16 protein-coding genes are annotated in these 19034 nt (G+C 68.4%); 5 read left to right on the plus strand and 11 right to left on the minus strand.

The features are described 5' to 3' along the window. Positions 1-98: 98 nt before the first annotated feature. From ffh to KLK06_RS43415, 5 genes are all read right to left on the minus strand, one after another. Positions 99-1643: a signal recognition particle protein gene (gene ffh / locus KLK06_RS43395; RefSeq protein ID WP_214641566.1), complete on the minus strand. Its 1545-nt coding sequence runs from the start codon at positions 1641-1643 to the stop codon at positions 99-101. A 149-nt stretch (positions 1644-1792) separates the two neighbouring features. Beyond that, the gene (locus KLK06_RS43400; RefSeq protein WP_214641567.1) at positions 1793-2383 is read right to left on the minus strand and encodes an ATP/GTP-binding protein; all 591 of its coding nucleotides are present in this window, start codon (positions 2381-2383) and stop codon (positions 1793-1795) included. Further along, positions 2364-2711: a DUF742 domain-containing protein gene (locus KLK06_RS43405; protein ID WP_214641717.1), complete on the minus strand. Its 348-nt coding sequence runs from the start codon at positions 2709-2711 to the stop codon at positions 2364-2366. Before KLK06_RS43405 ends, KLK06_RS43400 begins: the two co-directional genes overlap by 20 nt. Before the next feature lie 65 nt (positions 2712-2776). Next, positions 2777-3199, minus strand: coding sequence for a roadblock/LC7 domain-containing protein (locus KLK06_RS43410; protein ID WP_214641568.1), 423 nt, complete (start codon positions 3197-3199; stop codon positions 2777-2779). Further along, complete coding sequence (locus tag KLK06_RS43415) at positions 3196-5916, minus strand: nitrate- and nitrite sensing domain-containing protein (RefSeq protein WP_214641569.1); 2721 nt, start codon at positions 5914-5916, stop codon at positions 3196-3198. Before KLK06_RS43415 ends, KLK06_RS43410 begins: the two co-directional genes overlap by 4 nt. A gap of 558 nt (positions 5917-6474) precedes the next feature. On the opposite strand from KLK06_RS43415, the gene KLK06_RS43420 reads away from it, so the two are divergent. The 5 genes from KLK06_RS43420 to KLK06_RS43440 are packed head-to-tail and all read left to right on the plus strand — an operon-like array spanning position 6475 to position 11300. Then, positions 6475-7464: an ABC transporter substrate-binding protein gene (locus KLK06_RS43420; RefSeq protein ID WP_214641570.1), complete on the plus strand. Its 990-nt coding sequence runs from the start codon at positions 6475-6477 to the stop codon at positions 7462-7464. Continuing rightward, complete coding sequence (locus tag KLK06_RS43425) at positions 7461-8270, plus strand: ABC transporter permease (protein WP_214641571.1); 810 nt, start codon at positions 7461-7463, stop codon at positions 8268-8270. The genes KLK06_RS43420 and KLK06_RS43425 overlap by 4 nt, the downstream gene beginning before the upstream one ends. Next, on the plus strand, positions 8267-9043 hold the full coding sequence (locus tag KLK06_RS43430) for an ABC transporter permease (RefSeq protein WP_214641572.1): 777 nt from the start codon (positions 8267-8269) through the stop codon (positions 9041-9043). Before KLK06_RS43425 ends, KLK06_RS43430 begins: the two co-directional genes overlap by 4 nt. A gap of 9 nt (positions 9044-9052) precedes the next feature. Beyond that, positions 9053-10510 (plus strand): dihydroorotase family protein, encoded by a 1458-nt coding sequence (locus KLK06_RS43435; protein WP_214641573.1) that lies wholly within the window; start codon positions 9053-9055, stop codon positions 10508-10510. Between the two features lie 22 nt (positions 10511-10532). Continuing rightward, positions 10533-11300, plus strand: coding sequence for an ABC transporter ATP-binding protein (locus KLK06_RS43440; protein ID WP_214641574.1), 768 nt, complete (start codon positions 10533-10535; stop codon positions 11298-11300). 94 nt (positions 11301-11394) lie between these two features. Here the strand turns inward: KLK06_RS43440 and KLK06_RS43445 are convergent, their stop codons facing one another. The 6 genes from KLK06_RS43445 to KLK06_RS43470 all read right to left on the minus strand — a co-directional run bounded on the left by KLK06_RS43445 (position 11395) and on the right by KLK06_RS43470 (position 18950). After that, positions 11395-11973: an ATP/GTP-binding protein gene (locus KLK06_RS43445; protein WP_214641575.1), complete on the minus strand. Its 579-nt coding sequence runs from the start codon at positions 11971-11973 to the stop codon at positions 11395-11397. Beyond that, on the minus strand, positions 11954-12358 hold the full coding sequence (locus tag KLK06_RS43450) for a DUF742 domain-containing protein (RefSeq protein ID WP_214641576.1): 405 nt from the start codon (positions 12356-12358) through the stop codon (positions 11954-11956). The genes KLK06_RS43445 and KLK06_RS43450 overlap by 20 nt, the downstream gene beginning before the upstream one ends. Positions 12359-12380: 22 nt before the next feature. Continuing rightward, positions 12381-12803, minus strand: a complete 423-nt coding sequence (locus tag KLK06_RS43455; protein WP_246650111.1) for a roadblock/LC7 domain-containing protein — start codon at positions 12801-12803, stop codon at positions 12381-12383. After that, positions 12800-16102 (minus strand): nitrate- and nitrite sensing domain-containing protein, encoded by a 3303-nt coding sequence (locus KLK06_RS43460; protein ID WP_214641577.1) that lies wholly within the window; start codon positions 16100-16102, stop codon positions 12800-12802. The genes KLK06_RS43455 and KLK06_RS43460 overlap by 4 nt, the downstream gene beginning before the upstream one ends. 174 nt (positions 16103-16276) lie before the next feature. After that, the gene (locus KLK06_RS43465; RefSeq protein WP_214641578.1) at positions 16277-17674 is read right to left on the minus strand and encodes an aminobutyraldehyde dehydrogenase; all 1398 of its coding nucleotides are present in this window, start codon (positions 17672-17674) and stop codon (positions 16277-16279) included. Then, on the minus strand, positions 17667-18950 hold the full coding sequence (locus KLK06_RS43470) for a glycosyltransferase (protein ID WP_214641579.1): 1284 nt from the start codon (positions 18948-18950) through the stop codon (positions 17667-17669). Before KLK06_RS43470 ends, KLK06_RS43465 begins: the two co-directional genes overlap by 8 nt. Between the last annotated feature and the right edge of the window lie 84 nt (positions 18951-19034).

Consider the following 19034-nt stretch of genomic DNA (forward strand, 5'->3'; position numbering starts at 1 on the left):
GGTGTTCCAACATGTCATTGTGCCAGACGCGCGGCACTGCACACGACCCACAGACGCGGGTCGCCGCATTCGTAAAACCGGAAATATCCGGAAAGTTGCTACTTATCGCCCGGGAGATTGAACTTGCTGGGGTCGAAGCCCGGCGGCAGTTCCATACCCGGAGGCAGCTTCCCGCCCAGGTTGCCGAGCAGGCCACCCTTGGACGGCGGCGGCTCGACGGGCGCCGAATCCGCCTTGCCCAGAGCGGCCTTACGCGGGTCGCCGCTCACGCGCCGCCCCTTGCTCTTCTTCTGAGCCTTGGTCGCCTTGCCCCGTCCGCCCGGCATGCCGGGGATGCCCATGCCCCCCGCCATCCGCTTCATCATCTTCTGGGCGTCGTAGAAGCGCGTCACCAGGTTGTTGACGGCGCTCACCGTCACACCGGAGCCGGCGGCGATGCGGGCCCGGCGGGAGCCGTTGATGATCTTCGGGTCCTGGCGCTCGCCCGGCGTCATCGAGCGGATGATGGCCGCGATGCGGTCGAGGTCGCGGTCGTCGATGGAGTTGAGCTGGTCGCGCATCTGCCCCATGCCGGGCATCATGCCGAGCAGGTTCTTGATCGGCCCCATCTTCTGGACCATCATCATCTGCTCGAGGAAGTCTTCGAGCGTGAAGCTCTCGCCCGAGGTGAGCTTGCCCGCCATCTTGGCGGCCTGCTCCTCGTCGAACGTCTTCTGGGCCTGCTCGATCAGGGTGAGGATGTCACCCATGTCGAGGATGCGGGACGCCATCCGGTCGGGGTGGAAGGCGTCGAAGTCCTCGAGCTTCTCGCCGGTCGACGCGAACATGATCGGCCGGCCGGTGATGTGCCTGACCGACAGCGCGGCGCCGCCGCGGGCGTCGCCGTCGAGCTTGGTGAGCACCACCCCGTCGAAGCCGACACCCTCCATGAACGCCTGGGCCGTGGTCACGGCGTCCTGGCCGATCATGGCGTCGACCACGAACAGGATCTCGTCGGGCGAGACCGCGTCGCGGATGTCGGCGGCCTGCCGCATCATCTCCTGGTCGATGCCCAGGCGGCCGGCGGTGTCGATGATGACCACGTCGTGCTGAGCGCGCTTGGCCTCGTCGATCGACCGGCGGGCGACCTCGACCGGGTCGCCGACGCCGCTGCCGGGCTCGGGCGCGTAGACGGCCACCTGCGCGCGCTCGCCCACGACCTGGAGCTGCTGCACGGCGTTGGGGCGCTGAAGGTCGGCGGCCACGAGCATGGGCGCGTGGCCCTGCTCGCGCAGCCACTTGGCGAGCTTGCCCGCCAGCGTGGTCTTACCGGCGCCCTGCAGGCCCGCGAGCATGACGACGGTCGGCGGGGTCTTGGCGTAGCGGAGCCGGCGCGTCTCGCCGCCGAGGATCTCGATCAGCTCGTCATTGACGATCTTGACGACCTGCTGCGCCGGGTTGAGCGCCTGGGAGACCTCGATGCCGCGGGCGCGCTCCTTGACCTGGGCGACGAACGCCTTGACCACCGGGAGTGCGACATCGGCCTCGAGCAGCGCGATGCGGATCTCGCGGGTGGTGGCGTCGATGTCGGCCTCGGACAGCCGACCCTTGGAGCGGAGGGAGGAGAAGACCGATGTCAGCCGGTCGGAAAGCGTCTCGAACACGTGGTAGGCCAGTCCTCGAAGCGAATGTTGGTCTAATGGTTCAGCCTATCCGCTCCGGCAGCCCTTCCAGCCTGGCTCGGCCATCCGGTCTGTCAGCATGCCCCAGACGACGACATCCCGGACGGCAGCCTGCCAGGCGGCAGGCGAGGTCAGCTACCGCTCCAGCCCGGCACCGCCATCCGGACCGTCAGCGCGTGCTCGACCAGGTTGATGAGCGCGCTCTTCACCGAGTCCTTCGACCGGGCGTCCAGCCGAACCAGCGGGATGTGCGGCGCCAGTGTGAGAGCGTCGCGCACCTCCGCGTCACTGTGCGGGTACGACCCGTCCCACCCGTTCACACCCACCACGAACGGCAGTTGCGCCTCTTCGAAGTAGTCGATCGCGGGGAAGCTGTCGGCCAGCCGCCGCGTGTCCACCAGCACCACCGCGCCGATCGCGCCGCGCACCAGGTCGTCCCACATGAACCAGAACCGGTGCTGTCCGGGCGTGCCGAACAGGTAGAGGATCAGGTCACGGTCGAGCGAGACCCGGCCGAAGTCCATGGCCACGGTGGTGGTGGACTTCAGCGGCGTCATACCGAGGTCGTCGATGCCCGCCGAGGCGTCCGTCATGACGGCCTCGGTGGTCAGCGGCATGATCTCCGACACCGCGCCGACGAACGTCGTCTTGCCCACCCCGAAGCCACCGGCCACCACGATCTTCGTCGAGGTGAGGCCGGGGCTAGAGCCTGCGAAGTCCACTGAGCACCCTTTCGAGCAGGTTTACGTCTGGCCGTCCCGACTCCAGCGCTGGCTGGTGTACGCGTACCAGACCTTCGGCCGCCATATCGGCGATCAGCACGCGCACCACACCGAGCGGGATCCGCAACAGGGCCGACACCTCGGCCACCGACCGGACCTGCCGGCAGAGCTGGCTGATCGCCTGATACTCCGGCGTGATGTGGGAGAACTCCCGGTGCTCGGCCGTCGCGGACGAGACCAGGGCCTCCATGGCCAGCTTGACCCGGGGCGCGGTCCGTCCTCCCGTCACAGCGTAAGGACGGACCGGCGACGCGGGATCTGAACTCAGCTGCGGCTGGGGATGGGGTTGGGGCTCCCAGCCACCGCTGTTCCACCTTGGGTCCGTCACCTACATCACCTGGTCTGGCTGGCGCGCAGCTCTGCGCGCACCGCCGGAGTAAGTACCTGACCGGCACGATCGACCATGAGCGTCATTTGGTACGCGACCAGACCCATATCGCAGTCAGGGGCCGCCAGCACTGCCAGGCAGGAGCCGTCGCTGATCGACATGATCAGCATCAGCCCGCGTTGCATCTCGACGATGGTCTGGTTGACCGCACCGCCCTCGAAGACCCTGGCCGCTCCCTGCGTCAGGCTGACCAGCCCGGACGCGATCGCGGCCAGTTGATCAGCCCGGTCTACGGGGAACCCCGAAGAGGCCGCGAGCGGCAGACCATCGGACGAGACAACGACCGCGTGGGCGACGCCTGGAACGGTACTGACGAAGTCGGTTATCAGCCAGTCGACTCCGCGTGCCGCGTGGCTCAGATCGTTCATGCGCCCTCCTCTCTGCTATCAACAGGCCTCGAGCCGGCGGGGTACGCCCTGCCCTCGCTGATGTCGTCACGTGCCGCGCGGAAGCCCTGCTGGAAGCTGGACAGGCGGCTGCGGACGCGGTCAGGCGAGACAGAGGGCATCGGGGCGACGCCCTTCGGCGCGGAGGCGGTGTCAGCGGAACCCGGCACGAGGTTCGCCTTGGGCACCCGCTTGGGCAGCCCGGAGGCCGTCGCGCCGTCACGCACCGGCTCGACCGCGGCCTCAGCGGCGCTCCAGCCGGCATCGGCCTTGGAGGAACCCCAGCTCGCGCCGCTTTCACCATGCTCGAACCAGGCCGACTCCACCGAGGCGAAGATCGGCAGGTACTCGTCGCCCGACGACGCCGGCTTCACCACCGGGATGGGACCGGTGGCCGCAGACTCCGTCTCCGGGAAGTCGTACCTCGGCCTGGGCGGCGGGCTCGACTCCACAGCCCTGTCGCCGAAGCTCCAGTTCTGGGGCGGCTGGAACGGCGGCTGGTCACCGGCCGGCGGCCGCTTCGGCAGGCCGTTGTCGCCGGACCAGTTGCCACCGCCGCCGCCACCGCCCTGGCCGCGCGACGGCACCCAGACGTCGGCGGTGTCGTAGCCGCCGCTGCTGGCACGCGGGTCGGCGGGCCAGCCGTTGACGTCGGACGGCCACTGGGGCATCGACGGCCAGGCGCCCGCGGACTCCGGGTTGGACGGGTAGGACGGATGTCCCGGGCCCATCTGGTAGCCGCCACCCTGCCACTGCGGAGGAGCGACGGGAGCGGCGGGAGCCGGCGCGGGGGCCGCGTAGGTCTCCTCACGCACGGGCATGGCGCCCTGCGTGCCGGTGTAAGCCGGGGACTGGCTGCCGAGCAGGCTCTCGGGCACCAGCACCATGGCGGTCAGGCCGCCGGAGCCGTGCGGGCGCAGTTGCACCCGGATGCCGTGCCGGTGCGCCAGCCTGGCGACCACGAACAGTCCCATGCGGCGCGACACCGAGACGTCCACGATGGGCGCGTCGGTGAGGCGGTCGTTGGCCCCGGCCAGTTCGTCCTGGGTCATGCCGATGCCGGAGTCGGTGATCGACAGCATGACGCCGCCGCCGTCGATCCGGCTGCCGGAGACCGTCACGCGGGTCTCGCGCGGCGAGAACGACAGCGCGTTCTCCACCAGCTCGGCGAGCAGGTGGATGACGTCGTTGACGGCCTGGCCCGCGACGGACACGCCGTCGGGCACCTGCAGGACGACCCGCTCGTAGTTCTCGACCTCCGACAGGGAGGCGCGGGCCACGTCGACCAGCTTGACCGGCTGGCTCCAGCGGCGCGGCGGGTCCTGGCCGGCCAGAACCAGGAGGTTCTCGCTGTTACGGCGCATGCGGGTGGCCAGGTGGTCCAGCTTGAACAGGTTCGCCAGTCGGCTCTCGTCCTGCTCGCCCTGCTCCAGACCGTCGATCAGGGTGATCTGCCGCTCGACCAGAGTCTGGCTTCTGCGGGAGAGGTTGACGAACATCGCGTTGACGTTGCTACGGAGCCGGGACTCCTCACCGGCCAGCCGTACGGCTTCGCGGTGTACCTCGTCGAACGCCCGCGCGACTTCCCCGATCTCGTCCTCGGACATGACGCCGATCGGCTCGACCTCCGGTGGGCCGGTCGCCTCGGACTCGCGCAGCTTCTGGACCGTCTCCGGCAGGCGGCGGCCGGCGATGAACAGCGCCTCCCTGCGCAGCCGGCGCAGCGGGCCGCTCAGCGAGCGCGCCATGAGCGACGTGACCACCAGTACCAGGATGAGCAGGATGGCGATCGCGATCGCGATGATCATCGCGCCTTGCTGCTCCTGGCCCTGCAGGGTACGGCTGCGCAGCAGGATCGAGTCGGAGACCTGCTGCTCGACCTTGCGCATGCCGTCGATCGTCTTGCTGACGGCGTCGAACCACTCCTCGCCGTTGCGCTGGAGACCGAGGGCCGGGTCGACCAGGAGCGCACCCGAGTCCTGCAGGAACAGGGCGCGGGCCTGGATCAGCTCCGCCTTGTCGACGGCCTGGCCGCTGACGATGTCGTCGTACGCCTGGCGGATGTTCAGCGGCACCTGGGCCCTGAACGTCGCCAGCTCGCTGTTGCGCTGGGCGCGGGCGGCGATGAAGGAATCAAGGTCTTCCTTGCTGAACCGCTTGGCGGCCAGCGCGGCCGCGAGGAGCGCGCGCTGCTTGGAGACGAACTGCTTGGCCCTGGACAGAGCGGCGAAGCCGGAGACGCTGTCAGCGAGCTCCTTGTCGGCGGCACCCTGGTCGATGTTGTCGTTGAGCGCGATGAAGTCGGAGATGCTCCGGTCGTACAGGTCGATGACGGAGCTGACGTTCAGCTGCGAGTCCACCGACGCCTTGCGTGACTGGTCGATCTCGTCCAGACGGTTCTTGATGCGAACGGCCTCAGCGCGCTGCGGGCTGTCGGACGTGGCGAGCGCGTCGACACCGCTTCGCACCCCGTCACGAAGCTTGTTGACGGTGACGTACTGGTCGCTGACTTTGGCCTTGCCGGCCGCCGGGCGGCCGAGGGCGACAAAGCTGGCGGTGAGGTCACGTTCGTGCTCGACCTCGTCGGCGAGCTCAGTGAGCTGGCTCGCCAGGATGGCGACGTCGTTGACTCTCTCGTACTCGGTGGCGCTGCTGATCGAGGTGGCTACGCGGAAGCCGCCCAGGACCAGGGCCGCCAAGGTGGGAATGACAACCAGAACGAGCAGCTTCGAGCGCACACGCCAGTTGCGCAGCGCGAAGCCACCCGTCTTCTTCGCACGCCCGGCCCGTGCTTTGGGCTTTGACTTGGCGTGAAGCGCCGCAGGAGCGGGCGCTTCAGCAGTTAAGCCGGGATCCCCACCTGCTGGGGGGAATGCGTTCCTCACTGGCCTCCGCAACCTCTCCTCTGATGGTCTGGTGCAAGAGGATCACGTCATGCATTGTGTTTGCCGTGTGACGCCGACGCACCCATGGGGCGAGAGCTTATTTGAGCACAACAACAGGAGATCGGCCAATACCGCAAAGGTCGCAGTCAACCTATCTCTTCGCAAAACGTACCAAACCGGACATTCACCACATGTTCCTGGTGGACGCCCGGGTCTCACTCCGTCGATTCGGACAATCATCTCAAACCTACATGGTGATCATCATTTCCACATATATATTGTTAATTTCCAGAATCGGGGGACCATGCGCAAGAGTTAGCTGCGCTAGGGTGCGACCGTCGTCGATCACCCCCCGTTCGAAGGAGACGCGACATGAGGTTCGGTGCACTAGGGCGCACCGCCCTGATTGGACTTGTGGCCACCCTTGTCATTACGGGGTGTTCCAGCTCAGATAGCAAGACCGGAGGCACCACCAATGCCAATGGTCTTGAGAAGACAGACCTCCTGATCGGACAGTACCCCGGGGCGGACTCAGCCCCGTTGTTCATCGCGATGGAGCGCGGATTCTTCAAGGAGCAGGGCCTCAACGTCAAGCAAGAGGCCATCCAGGCCCCCCAGGCCGTGCTGCCCAAGCTCGGCAACGGCAGCATGGACGTGGTGCTGGGCAGCTACGCCACCATCTTGTCCATCCAGAGCTCCGGCCTGGAGAAGTTCAAGTACATCGCGGACTCCTACCAGGGAGCCCCCGGGGCCTTCGGCATCATGGTGGCGAAGAACTCGCCCATCAAGAACGTCGGTGACCTCAAGGGTAAGAAGATCGGCGTCAACGCTCTCGTCGGTCTGGGTGTTCTCACCATGAACCCCCACCTCAAGATCGCCGGGCTGGACCCGAAGACCGACGTCAAGTACGTCGTCGTGCCGACCACCGACTGGATCACGGCACTGGACAAGCACAGCGTGGACGCGGTCTGGATGACAGACCCGTACGTCAGCCAGGCCAAGAACGAGGTCGGCGCGACCATGCTGCTCGACACGATGTCCGGTCCCACGGAGGGTCTGCCGATTACCGGCTGGGCCGCAACCGAGAAGTGGGTGGGCAAGAACCCCAAGACGATGGCCGCATTCCAGCGCGCCATGGCCAAGGCGCAGAACGTTGCCGCCACCGACCGCAGCGCCGTGACGAAGATCCTGCCGACCTACACGAAGATCCCGGCTAACGTCGCTGCAACGATCAACCTCGGCAACTACCCGACCTCACTGAACGCCCAGCGCATTCAGCGAGTCGCGGACCTGATGCTCGAGTACGGCTTCATCCAGCAGAAGATCGACGTCGCCTCGATGATCGTTACTTCGCAGGGATGACCGCTGCCTCAACGCTGACGCGCGGCGGGCGTTCCCCGCTCGCCCGCGCCAGGGTCGGAAAACTCGTCCGCCACGCCATCGGTGTGGCGGTTTTTCTGCTTGTCTGGGAGCTCGTCAGCAGGACCGGCCTGTTCAAGTGGCTGCCGCCGGCCTCGACCTGCCTGGCCAGGGTGGTCGGCCTGGCCTTCGATCCCGAGTACCTCGAGGACCTGTCCTCCACGCTGCTCGCCGCCGTCATCGGCCTGCCGCTCGCCGTCCTGCTGGCCGTCCCGGTGGGCCTGCTGCTCGGGACCCTGCCCGTCGTCGAGGAGATGACCCGCGCGATCGTCGAGTTCCTGCGGCCGATCCCCTCGGTGGCGCTGATCCCGCTGGCGCTGTTCATCTTCCAGCCCGAGATCAACGCCAAGGTCGCGCTCATCGTCTACGCCGCGTCCTGGCCGATCCTGATCAACACCCTCTACGGCGTGCGTGACGTCGACCCCCTGGCCACGGAGACACTGCGCTCGTTCAGCTTCGGCTCAGCGGCCGTCGTCTGGCGGGTGTCGCTGCCGAGCGCCGCGCCGTTCATCTTCACCGGCATCCGGCTGGCCGCCTCGATCTCGCTCATCCTCGCCATCAGCGTGGAGTACGTCGTCGGCGGCTCCGGCGGGATCGGCGCCTTCCTCATCGAGGCGAGCACCGGCCTGGGCGATCAGGCGATGATCGACGTGATCGCGGTGCTGCTGTGGTCGGGCGTCATCGGGCTGGTCGTCAACACCCTGCTGCTGCGTGCCGAGCGGCGGCTCTTCAAGTGGCGGAACGCATGATCAAGACGCTGATCAAACGGCTCTGGCTGGTGCCGGTGGTCCTCATCGCGTGGGAGCTGATCACCAAGGCGGTGGAGAGCCCCTACTTCCCCCCGCCCACGGTCATCGTGTCGCGCATGTACGAGATGTGGTTCTCCGGACCGCTCATTCTCACCGACGAGGCGGTGGACAACTTCCTCCCCAGCATCGTCAGGCTGATCGGCTCGTGGGGCGTGGCTGTGGCCGTCGGGGTAGCTCTCGGTGTCGCGATCGGCAGGGCCGCCTGGCTGGCCGACTACATCGACCCGCTGGTGGAGTTCGCCCGGGCCGTGCCGCCACCTGTGATGTTCTCCGTATTCCTGGTGCTCTTCACCATGGGCACGCAGCTACAGGTGGCCACCATCGTCTTCGGCATCGTCTGGCCGATCCTGCTGAATTCGATCGACGGCGCGCGTAACGTGGATCGTCTCCAGATCGAGACCGCGACCGTCTTCGGCGTCCCGGCGAGCCTGCGCCTGTTCCGGATCATCCTGCCCGCCGCCTCACCGAAGATCTTCGCGGGGCTGCGGCTGAGCGTCTCGCTGGCGCTGATCCTCATGATCGTGTCCGAGCTCAAAGGCAGCACCGACGGCATCGGCTACCTGTTGACCATCGCGAGCGCCAACTCCGACATGCCGGCCCTCTGGGGAGGAGTGGTCGTCCTCGGCGTGCTCGGTTACGTGTTCAACACCCTGTTCCTCATGGTCGAGCGTCCGATGCTCACATGGCACCGTGGCGCTCGCCGTACCGCGTAGGAGGCGGATGTGACTGACCTGTTGCTGAAGAACGTGCGAGTTGTCACCCACGACCGGGACGAACCGGTCGTCGCGGACATCGCCGTGACCGGTGGGCGCATCGAGCAGGTCGGGGCCGGCCTGTCCGCCGAGGGTGTGGAGGAGGTGCTCGACGGCGACGGGAAGCTGGCCTTCCCCGGCGTCGTGGACGCCCACCAGCACTGGGGCATCTACAACCCGCTGCCCGCCGACGCCGCCTCGGAGAGCATGGCCAGCGCCCAGGGTGGGGTCACCACGGCGCTCACCTACATGCGGACCGGCCAGTACTACCTCAACAAGGGCGGGCCCTACGCGGAGTTCTTCCCCCAGGTGCGCGAGCAGGCGGAGGGACAGGCGTACATCGACTACGGCTTCCACCTCGCGCCCATGTCGAGCACCCACATCGGCGAGCTGCCCGACCTGATCGAGAAGTTCGGGGTCTCCTCGTTCAAGATCTTCATGTTCTACGGCGGCCACGGGCTGCACGGCCGCTCGGCCGACCAGAGCAAGTTCCTGATGCTGCCCGAGGGCGAGCGCTACGACTACGGGCACTTCGAGTTCGTGATGCGCGGCGTGCAGGAGGCCAGGGAGCGCTTCCCCGAGCTGGCCAGCGAGATCTCGCTGTCGCTGCACTGCGAGACCGCCGAGATCATGACCGCCTACACCAAGCTGGTGGAGGACGCCGGCGACCTGAGCGGGCTCGCCGCCTACAGCGCCTCCCGGCCGCCGCACTCCGAGGGGCTGGCGGTCTTCATCGCCTCCTACCTCGCCCACGAGACCGGCCTGGCGAACATCAACCTGCTGCACCTGTCGTCCCGCAAGGCGCTCGACGCGGCCGTGCGGATGGCCAAGACCTTCCCGCACATCGACTTCCGCCGCGAGGTCACGATCGGACATCTTCTCGCCGACATCGAGACGGCCAGCGGGATCGGTGCGAAGGTGAACCCGCCCATCAGGCCGCGCGAGGACGTCGAGGCGCTGTGGGAGTACGTGCTCGACGGCACCGTTGACTGGGTCGTCAGTGACCATGCCTGCTGCCGGGAGGAGCTCAAGTTCGGAGCTCCGGCCGACGACGTGTTCCTGGCCAAGGCCGGGTTCGGCGGCGCCGAGTACCTACTGCCCGGCCTGATCACCGAGGGCCGCCGCCGCGGCCTGCCCTACGGGCGCATCGCCGCCCTCACCGCGTGGAACCCCGCCCGCAGGTACGGCCTGCGGACCAAGGGCACGATCGCGCCCGGCTTCGACGCCGACATCTGCCTGGTCGACACCGGGAGCACATGGACCGTGCGCGCCTCCGAGTCGGAGTCGACGCAGGAATACACCCCGTTCGAGGGCTTCGAGCTGACCGCGAAGGTCACCGACACGTTCGTCAGAGGCAACCACGTCCTCGACGCGGGCAAGATCGTAGGCCCCCCGGTGGGCCAGTACATCTCCAGACCGCTGGGCTGACCTTCACCCCCAAGGAAACCTCTTGCTTGAGATAGACAACCTCTCGCACGTCTACGGTGACGGGCCGACCCGGCACCACGCCATCGACGGACTGAACCTGAGCGTCGCCGAGGGCGAGCTGCTGTGCATCGTCGGGCCCTCCGGGTGCGGCAAGTCGACCCTGCTGCGCTCCATCGCCGGCCTGATCAAGCCCACCGGCGGGCAGGTCCGGGTCGAGGGCGAGCTGGTCCGCCAGACGCCCGCCAACCTGGCCGTCGTCTTCCAGGACTACAGCCGCTCGCTGTTCCCGTGGATGTCGGTGGCGGACAACGTCGCGCTGCCGCTGCGCCGCAAGGACATGACCAAGCAGCAGCGCCGCGAGGCCGCCCACGAGGCGCTGGAGTCGGTGGGGCTGGCCGAGGCCGGGCGCAAGTACCCGTTCCAGCTGTCGGGCGGCATGCAGCAGCGCGTGGCCATCGCCCGCGCGCTGGCCTACCGGCCGACGCTGATGCTCATGGACGAGCCGTTCGGCTCGGTCGACGCGCAGACGCGTGAGGACCTCGAGGACCTCGTGCTGAAGGTACGCGGGCATCACCAGATGACGATCGTGCTCATCACGCACGACATCGACGAGAGCGTGTACGTCGGCGACCGGGTCGTCGTGCTGTCCAAGGCGCCCGCGCACGTCGTGGGCGACCTGAAGGTGGCGCTCCCCGGCCCCCGCGACCAGATCACCACCCGCGAGCACCCGGACTTCGTCCATCTGCGCGCCGAGGTGGGCCGCCTGGTGCGCGGCGTGGCGTCCGTCTGAGCACGCCTCCGCGCACCGCCTCCTGTACGGCGGGCTGAGCCGAAATCACCAGTGCCGCCGGGCGTCTCGCCCGGCGGCACTGGTGAAGAGGAAGTCAGGCCGGCGTGTGGGAGTGGCGGGTCAGGGCGTGCTCGACCAGCGTGATCAGAGTGCCCTTCACCGAGTCCCGGACTCTGGCGTCGAGGCGGACGATCGGGGTGTGCGGGTTGAGCGACAGCGCCTCCCGGATCTCCTCCTCCTGGTGCTGGAAGCTCCCGTCCCAGCCGTTGATGCCGATGACGAAGGGCAGTTTGGCCTCTTCGAAGTAGTCGATGGCCGGGAAGCTGTCGGCCAGCCGCCGCGTGTCCACCAGCACCACGGCGCCGATCGCACCCCTGACGAGGTCGTCCCACATGAACCAGAACCGGTGCTGTCCGGGCGTGCCGAACAGGTAGAGGATCAGGTCACGGTCGAGCGAGACCCGGCCGAAGTCCATCGCGACGGTCGTGGTCGTCTTGTTGGGCGTGAGAGAGACGTCGTCGACACCCGCCGACGCGTCCGTCATCACCGCCTCCGTGGTGAGCGGCAGGATCTCCGAGACCGCACCCACGAACGTCGTCTTGCCCACGCCGAAGCCGCCGGCCACGACGATCTTCGTCGAGGTTAGGCCGGGGCTAGAGCCTGCGAAGTCCACTGAGCACCCTTTCGAGCAAGTTGAGGTCCGGCTTTCCCGCGTCCAGCGCAGGCTGGTGCACGCGGATCAGGCCCTCCGACGCCATGTCGGCGATCAGCACCCGGACTACCCCAAGAGGCTGCCGTAAAAGGGCGGAGATCTCGGCAACCGACCTGACGTTCCGGGTGAGCTGAATGATCGCCTGATACTCCGGACTTAGAAGTGAAATGTCTTGATATTCCGAGGTCACGGAGGACACGAGCGCCTCCATGGCAAACTTCATCCGCGGGGCCGTACGGCCCCCTGTTACGGCATAGGGCCGTACAAGGGAACTCGGCTTCTGCGGACGGGGAGCCGACGGATGCGGCGGAGTGCTATCACCAGCCCAACCCTGACCTGACACCATGTTCTTCTCCTGTCACCGTCCGCTAGCGCGGGCGGGACGCCTGCAGCTCGGCGCGTACGGCCGGGGTGAGCACCTGGCCCGCCCGCTCTACGAGCAGCGTCATCTGGTACGCGACCAGGCCCATGTCACAATCGGGCGCGGCGAGCACAGCGAGGCAGGAGCCATCGCTGATTGACATGATCATCAGAAGTCCGCGCTGCATCTCGATGACGGTCTGGGTGACCATACCGCCTTCGAACACACGAGCCGCGCCTTGCGTCAGGCTGATCACACCCGAGGCGACCGCTGCCAACTGGTCGGCCCTGTCCTTGGGAAACCCCTCGGAGAAAGCCAACGGCAACCCGTCAGACGACACCACGACGGTGTGCGCGACACCGGGCACGTTGTTGACGAAATCGGTGATCAGCCAGCTGATGCCACGCGCTCCCTGGCTCAGTTCTCTCATTGCTCCTCCTCATTGTCATCTCCGCGGGTGAACGCGCGGCCTTGCCGAACCCCCTGCTGGAAGCTGGACAGCCGGCTCCGCAGACGATCGGGAGAGATCTGCGGCGCCGGTGACGTCGGCTGCGGTTCCGCCAGGCTGGCCGTACCGGGCACCAGGTTGGCCTTCGGCACGCGCCGCGGCAGGCCGGAAGCCGTCGTACCGCCCTTGGCCGGCTCGGCGGCGGCCTGCGCGGCCTGCCAGCCGGTGTCGGCGGGCGAGGACCACGAGGCGCTCACGCCGGACCCGCCCGGCACGCGTTGCGGCAGCGCCGGCTTGTCCGTCGTCCCGGCGGACGCGGCGGCCGGCGTCGCCGCCGGCGGTGGCGCGGCGGCCGGTGGCACAAGGGGCTGGGCATAGGGCTGCGCGTACTGCTGGGCGGGCGGCTGCGCGAAGGGCTGGGCCGCGTGCGGCGTGGTGAGCGGGCCGGCGGGCGGCACGGCCGGTATCCCGCCGATCTGGGTCTCCTCCTGCGCGGAGGATTCGAAGCCCTGCTCCTGGTACGGCTTGGCCTGCTCGGGCTCCGGCCGGCGGAACCAGTCGGAGCCGACCGACGAGAAGATCGGCAGGAAGTCGTCGCTCGGCGTGTTGCGCACCGCCGGGAGCGGGCCGGTCAGATCCTTCGAGGAGTACTCGCCGGGACCGAACGGGTTGAACGCGCCGCGACCGTTGTGCGTGAACGGCTCGACGGGCGGGATCGGCGAGTCGGCGAACGACGGCCAGCGGTGCTCCTCGAACCCGAAGCCCGGCTGCGAGTCGCCACCGTAGGGCGCCTTGGGGTGCTCGACGAACGGCGACCTGGGCGGCTGCTCCTCGATCGAGGCGTAGGGCGGCCAGTTCGTCTCCTGCACCGGCGGGGGCGGCTCCGTGGCGAAGGACGGCCAGCGGGGCTCGTCCTGCGCGGGCGGCGGCGGTTCTGTGGCGAAGGAGGGCCAGCGCTGGTCCTGCGCGGCGGCCGGGGGCGCCTCGTCGGCGAACGACGGCCAGCGCTGGTCCTGCGCGGCGGCCGGGGGCGGGTCGTCGGCGAAGGACGGCCAGCGCTGCTCGTCGGGCTGCTGCTGCCGCGGCGGCTGCTCCTCGCCGAACGGCGGCCATTGGCCGCCGCCACCCGGCAGAGGCAGCGAGCCCGGCCACTGCGTGTCGACCGGCGCGTTGCCCGACGTGCGGATGTCGGGGGTGTCGGTCCTCGGCCCGCCGTAGACGCCCGAGCCGTTCGTCGAGGACGGCTCGATCATGCTCGGGTCGAAGGTGGTGAAGGCTTCGTACTGGCCGCGCTGCTGAGGCACCGCGCCCTGGGGGCCGGCGATGAGCATGTCGGGCAGCATGACGAGCGCGGCGAGGCCGCCCGCGTCCTTCATCCCGAGCTGGACCCTGATGCCGTGGCGCAGCGCCAGGCGGCCGACCACGAACAGGCCCATGCGCCGCGAGACGGCCACGTCCACGACCGGCGGGTTGGCCAGCCGCCAGTTGGCCTCGGCCAGCTCGTCGGCCGACATGCCGATGCCCAGGTCGTTGATCGTCACCTGGATCCCGCCCTCGATGGGCGTGCTGGTGACCTGGACCTTGCTCTCGCGCGGGGAGAAGGAGATGGCGTTCTCGATCAGCTCGGCGAGCAGGTGCACGGCGTCGGTGACGGCCGGGCCGGCGATCTCGATGCCGGACGGGATCTGGATCTGGACCCGCTCGTAGTTCTCGACCTCGGACAGCGAGGCGCGGGCGATGTCGACCAGCGGCACCGGCTCGCTCCACTTGCGGGCGGCCTCCTGGCCGGCGAGGACCAGGAGGTTCTCGCTGTTGCGGCGCATGCGGGTGGCCAGGTGGTCCAGCCGGAACAGGTTCGCCAGCCGGTTCTCGTCCTCCTCGCCCTGCTCCAGTCCCTCGATGAGCTGAAGCTGCCGCTCGACGAGCGTCTGGCTGCGCCGGGAGAGGTTGACGAACATCGAGTTGACGTTGGCACGCAGCTTGGCCTCGTCGCCGGCCAGCCTGATCGCCTCGCGGTGGACCTCGTCGAAGGCCCGGGCCACTTCCCCGATCTCGTCGCGGGTGTTGACGCCGACGGAGGGCACGTCGGGCACCTCCGCGCTGTCGCCGGACTCGCGCAGCAGGCGGACGGTCTCGGGCAGCCGGGTGGTGGCCACCTGGAGCGCCTCGGCACGCAGCCGGCGCAGCGGGCGGACCAGCGAACCGGCCACCCGGGTGGTGATCACCAGGACGAGGAGCAGCAGGACCAGGATGGTCGCGCCGGAGATGATGGCGCTGCGCTGCTCGGTGTCGCTCAGTTCGCGGGTGGTGGCCACGATCCTGGTGGCCAGGCCGTCCTCGACCTTGCGCATGGCGTTGGCGGCCAGCGTGGTGCTCTCGTACCAGAGCTGGATGTCACGGCGAGTGGTGATGTCCAGGTCCTTGATGGTCTGGAACTCTCGCAACTGGGCCAGGGCGCGCTGACGCATCGCGTCCGCGCGGTCGATCTGCTGGCCTCGTACGCTCTTCCGGTACGCCGTGAGATCGGCGGCGGTGGCTTCCGTCTCGAAGGTGGTCTGCACGGCCTGCTGGTTGTTCCAGGAACCGAGGAAGTCGGAGAGGTCGTCGTAGTCGAGCCGCCGCTCGACCAGCGCCACGATGAGGATGCCCTGCTGGCGCGAGACCTCCTCCTTGGTCCGGTCGAGGGCGGTCAGCGCGGCCACGTCGCCCTGCAGGCGGTCGTCGCTGATGCCGTCTCCCAGGTCGCCCTGGAGGTTCTCGAGCACGTCGATCATGGAGGAGTAGGTGCGGAGCGCGGCTCGGGGCGGCACACTCGCCTCACCCGCGATCGACTTGCGCAGGCCGTCGAGACCGGTGAGCCACCGGCGGATCTCCAAGACCTCGTCGTTGACGCGAGTGGTGTAGGTGGCGTCGATGGCCGTGGTGCCGGCGAGCACCCGCTGCTTGGCGGCATCGGACGCCTGGCGCTGTGCCTTGAGCTGACTCAGCCGGCTGGGACGCCGGCGGTCGGCCATGTACCACGCGGTGAGCGTGCGTTCCTTGGCGAGCTCATGCGACAGTGCGCCGACGCGCTGGACCAGCTCGGCGACCGTGGTCAGCCGGCGGTACTCGGCGCTGGTGCCGATGGCGTTCGCCAGCTGGACCCCGGCGAGCAGCACACCCACGATGGTGGGGATGAGGATCAGCGCCACCAGCCTGGAGCGCACGCGCCAGTTCGCCAGCCGGAACCGTCCGCCTGTGTGCTCCCCGGACCTGGTGTGCCTGGGGTTATCCGTCCTCACTGACTCTCGCAACCTCTCGCCGTTACGTGCTCGAAAATCTGACACGCTTGGGGCGCATGGGATTTCTGCGGGCTGGGTAATTGGAACACAACCCGTACCAGATCGGCCAACCGAACATATCCCATCAAATGCGACCAAACGTGCCTTCGAGGTCGCATTTCGCCGTACGTGTTTTCAGGCGGGCCGGAAGGAGTCTCGCTCTACCGGCGCCGCGTGCTTGACCATCAGGTGACGGGTCACCGAGTACTCCTGCACCGCCTCCTGGCTCATGTCCTTGCCGAAACCACTGCCCTTGACCCCACCGTGCGGGGCCTCGCTGGCTATCGGCAGATGATCATTGATCCAGGTCACACCCACGTCGAGGCGGTGCGAGACCCGCATCGCCCTGGCCACGTCCCGAGACCACACGGACGAGGCCAGGCCATAACGCGTGTCGTTGGCCAGCATGACGGCCTCGTCCTCGGTGTCGAACGGCAGGACCACGAGGACGGGGCCGAAAAGTTCCCCTTGGACGATATCGCTGTTCTGTGACACTTCGTTAACAAGTGTGGGTAGGTAATACGAACCGGGCCCTTCGACCGGGGTTCCCCCCTGTACGACGCGCCCGCCGGAGCCGGAGACGAAGCCGTGCACCCGGTCGCGGTGCGCCGCCGAGATCAGCGGGCCGACGTCGGTGGCGGGGTCCCACGGGTCGCCCACGGTGATGCCGGCGAGCGTCTCCCTGATGGCCTCCACCGTGTCGTCGTACACCTGCCGGGCCACGTAGACGCGGGTGGCGGCGGTGCAGTCCTGACCGGTGTTGTAGGTGGCGCCCATGGCCACCCCGCGGGCCGTCTCCTCCAGGTCGGCGTCCTCGAAGACCAGCGCGGGCGCCTTTCCGCCGAGCTCCAGGTGCACCCGCTTGAGCGTCTTGGCCGCGCCGGTCATGACGGCCCGGCCGGTCTCCGTCGATCCGGTGACGCTGACCATGTCCACACCCGGATCGGTGACCAGCGCCTCGCCGACCTCGGCGCCGCCGGTGACCACCCGTACCAGGCCGGCCGGCGCGCCTGCCTGGGCGAACAGCTCGGCCAGGCGCAGCGTGCTGCGCGGCGTCTGCGGGGCCGGCTTGATGACCACCGCGTTGCCCGCGGCGACGGCCGGGCCGAGCTTCCACACGGCCATCACGAACGGGAAGTTCCACGGCGCGATCGAGCCCACCACGCCGAGCGGGCGGCGCAGCATGACCGAGGTGTAGCCGCGGCTGAACACCCCGGCGCCCGACCCTTCGAGCGAACGGGCGGCCCCGGCGAAGAAGCGCAGGTTGTCGGCCGCGAACGGCAGCTCGCCGTCCCTGAAGACCGCCGCGGGCTTGCCCGTCTCCTCGACCTCCAGCCGGGTCAGCTCCTCGGCGTCGGCCTCGACCAGGTCGGCCAGCCGCAGCAGCACCCGCGCACGCTCGCCCGGGGTGGCCTGTGACCACTCCTCGAAGGCGGCGCGCGCCGTCCCCACCGCCCCCGCCACGTCTTCCACCGGGGTGTCGGGGACCATGTCGCAGACGAGCCCGGTCGCCGGGTTGATCAGCTCACGCATCGGACTTCAGGCCCAGGTTCTCGATCAGGTCGGCGGCCTTGCGCAGACCGTCGCGACCGCGGATCTCCTCGCCCGCGGCGGCCAGCCGGGCGCGCAGCTCCGCGTCGCCGAGCAGGCGGTCGAGCGCGCCCGTCAGCTCCTCGTCGGTGAAGGCGTAGGTCGACAGCCGCACGCCGTAGCCGAGCTCGTCCACGCGCTGGGCGTTGTCGTACTGGTCCCAGAACAGCGGCAGCAGGATCATCGGCTTGCCGAAGTGCAGCGCCTCGGTGGTGGTGTTGTTGCCGCCGTGCGTGATGACCAGGTCGCAGAGCGGGATGATCTTCGTCTGCGGCAGGAACTCGGCGCCCCACATGTTGTCGGCCAGCTTGATCTCCTCGTGCAGCGGGCCCTTGGAGACGATGAACTGGTGCGGGGTGGTGGCCAGCACGTCGATCACCCGCTGCATCAGCTCCACGTCGGAGGAGCCGAGCGAGCCGAGCGAGAAGTAGACCAGCGCGCCGTCGTTGCGCTGGAAGGGCAGCTGGAAATTCTCGTCGGTCTCACGGACCGAGGAGTCGAGGCGGTGCCAGGTGGGGCCGAGCGGCCGGGCGTCGGTGTAGTCGAGGATCTCCGGGAAGACGTAGAGGTTCAGGTCGCCCTCGTGGATGAAGTCGAGGTCGGGCAGCGGTTCGGTGCCCTGCTCGACGCACCACGCGTTGAAGGCGCTCCAGACCTCGCGGTGGGTGCGGTCGTACTCGGCGCGGAAGGCGTCCCACTCCCCGCGGTGGTCGGCGGGCAGCCCCGAGAACACCGGGGCGACGTCGTCGCCGCGCACTTCCAGCGGGTTGCAGGACACGATGCGGACGAACTTCTTGCCGGTCGTGAGCAGCGCCGGGAAGGTGATGACGTTGTCCTCGACGATGACGTCCGGCTGGACCCGCTCGATGATCGCCTTGAGCTGCGGCTCGCAGTACTTGACCCCGTCGATGAGCGAGTCCCAGATGGGCTTGGTCACCGTCTCGAGCTGCTCCTGCGTGCTCTTGCGGTACTCAGGGGCGGTCTCGCGGATGAAGTCCTTCCAGAACTGCCCCGCGTCCTGCTCCTCGGCCCCTTCGGCCGGCGGCGCCAGGTCGACCAGGTCCTCCTCGAAACCGAGCGCTTCGAGCTTGCCCTTCCACGACGCCTCGGCGGCGAAGACGACGCGGTGACCGCGGCGACGCAGGATGTCGCCGATGCCGATGCTGTTGTTCGTGGGCCCGTAGGCGCTTTCCGGCATGAACAGGATGGTTAGGGACATCGAGCACTCCGAGGTGACTATCAATTGAAGGGGAATTCAAATACTCATCTAGCGGGGACGCCAACTTCAAGGCACTATGGTCAC

The sequence above is a fragment of the Nonomuraea sp. NEAU-A123 genome, assembly GCF_018603905.1.
Taxonomy (GTDB): Bacteria; Actinomycetota; Actinomycetes; order Streptosporangiales; family Streptosporangiaceae; genus Nonomuraea.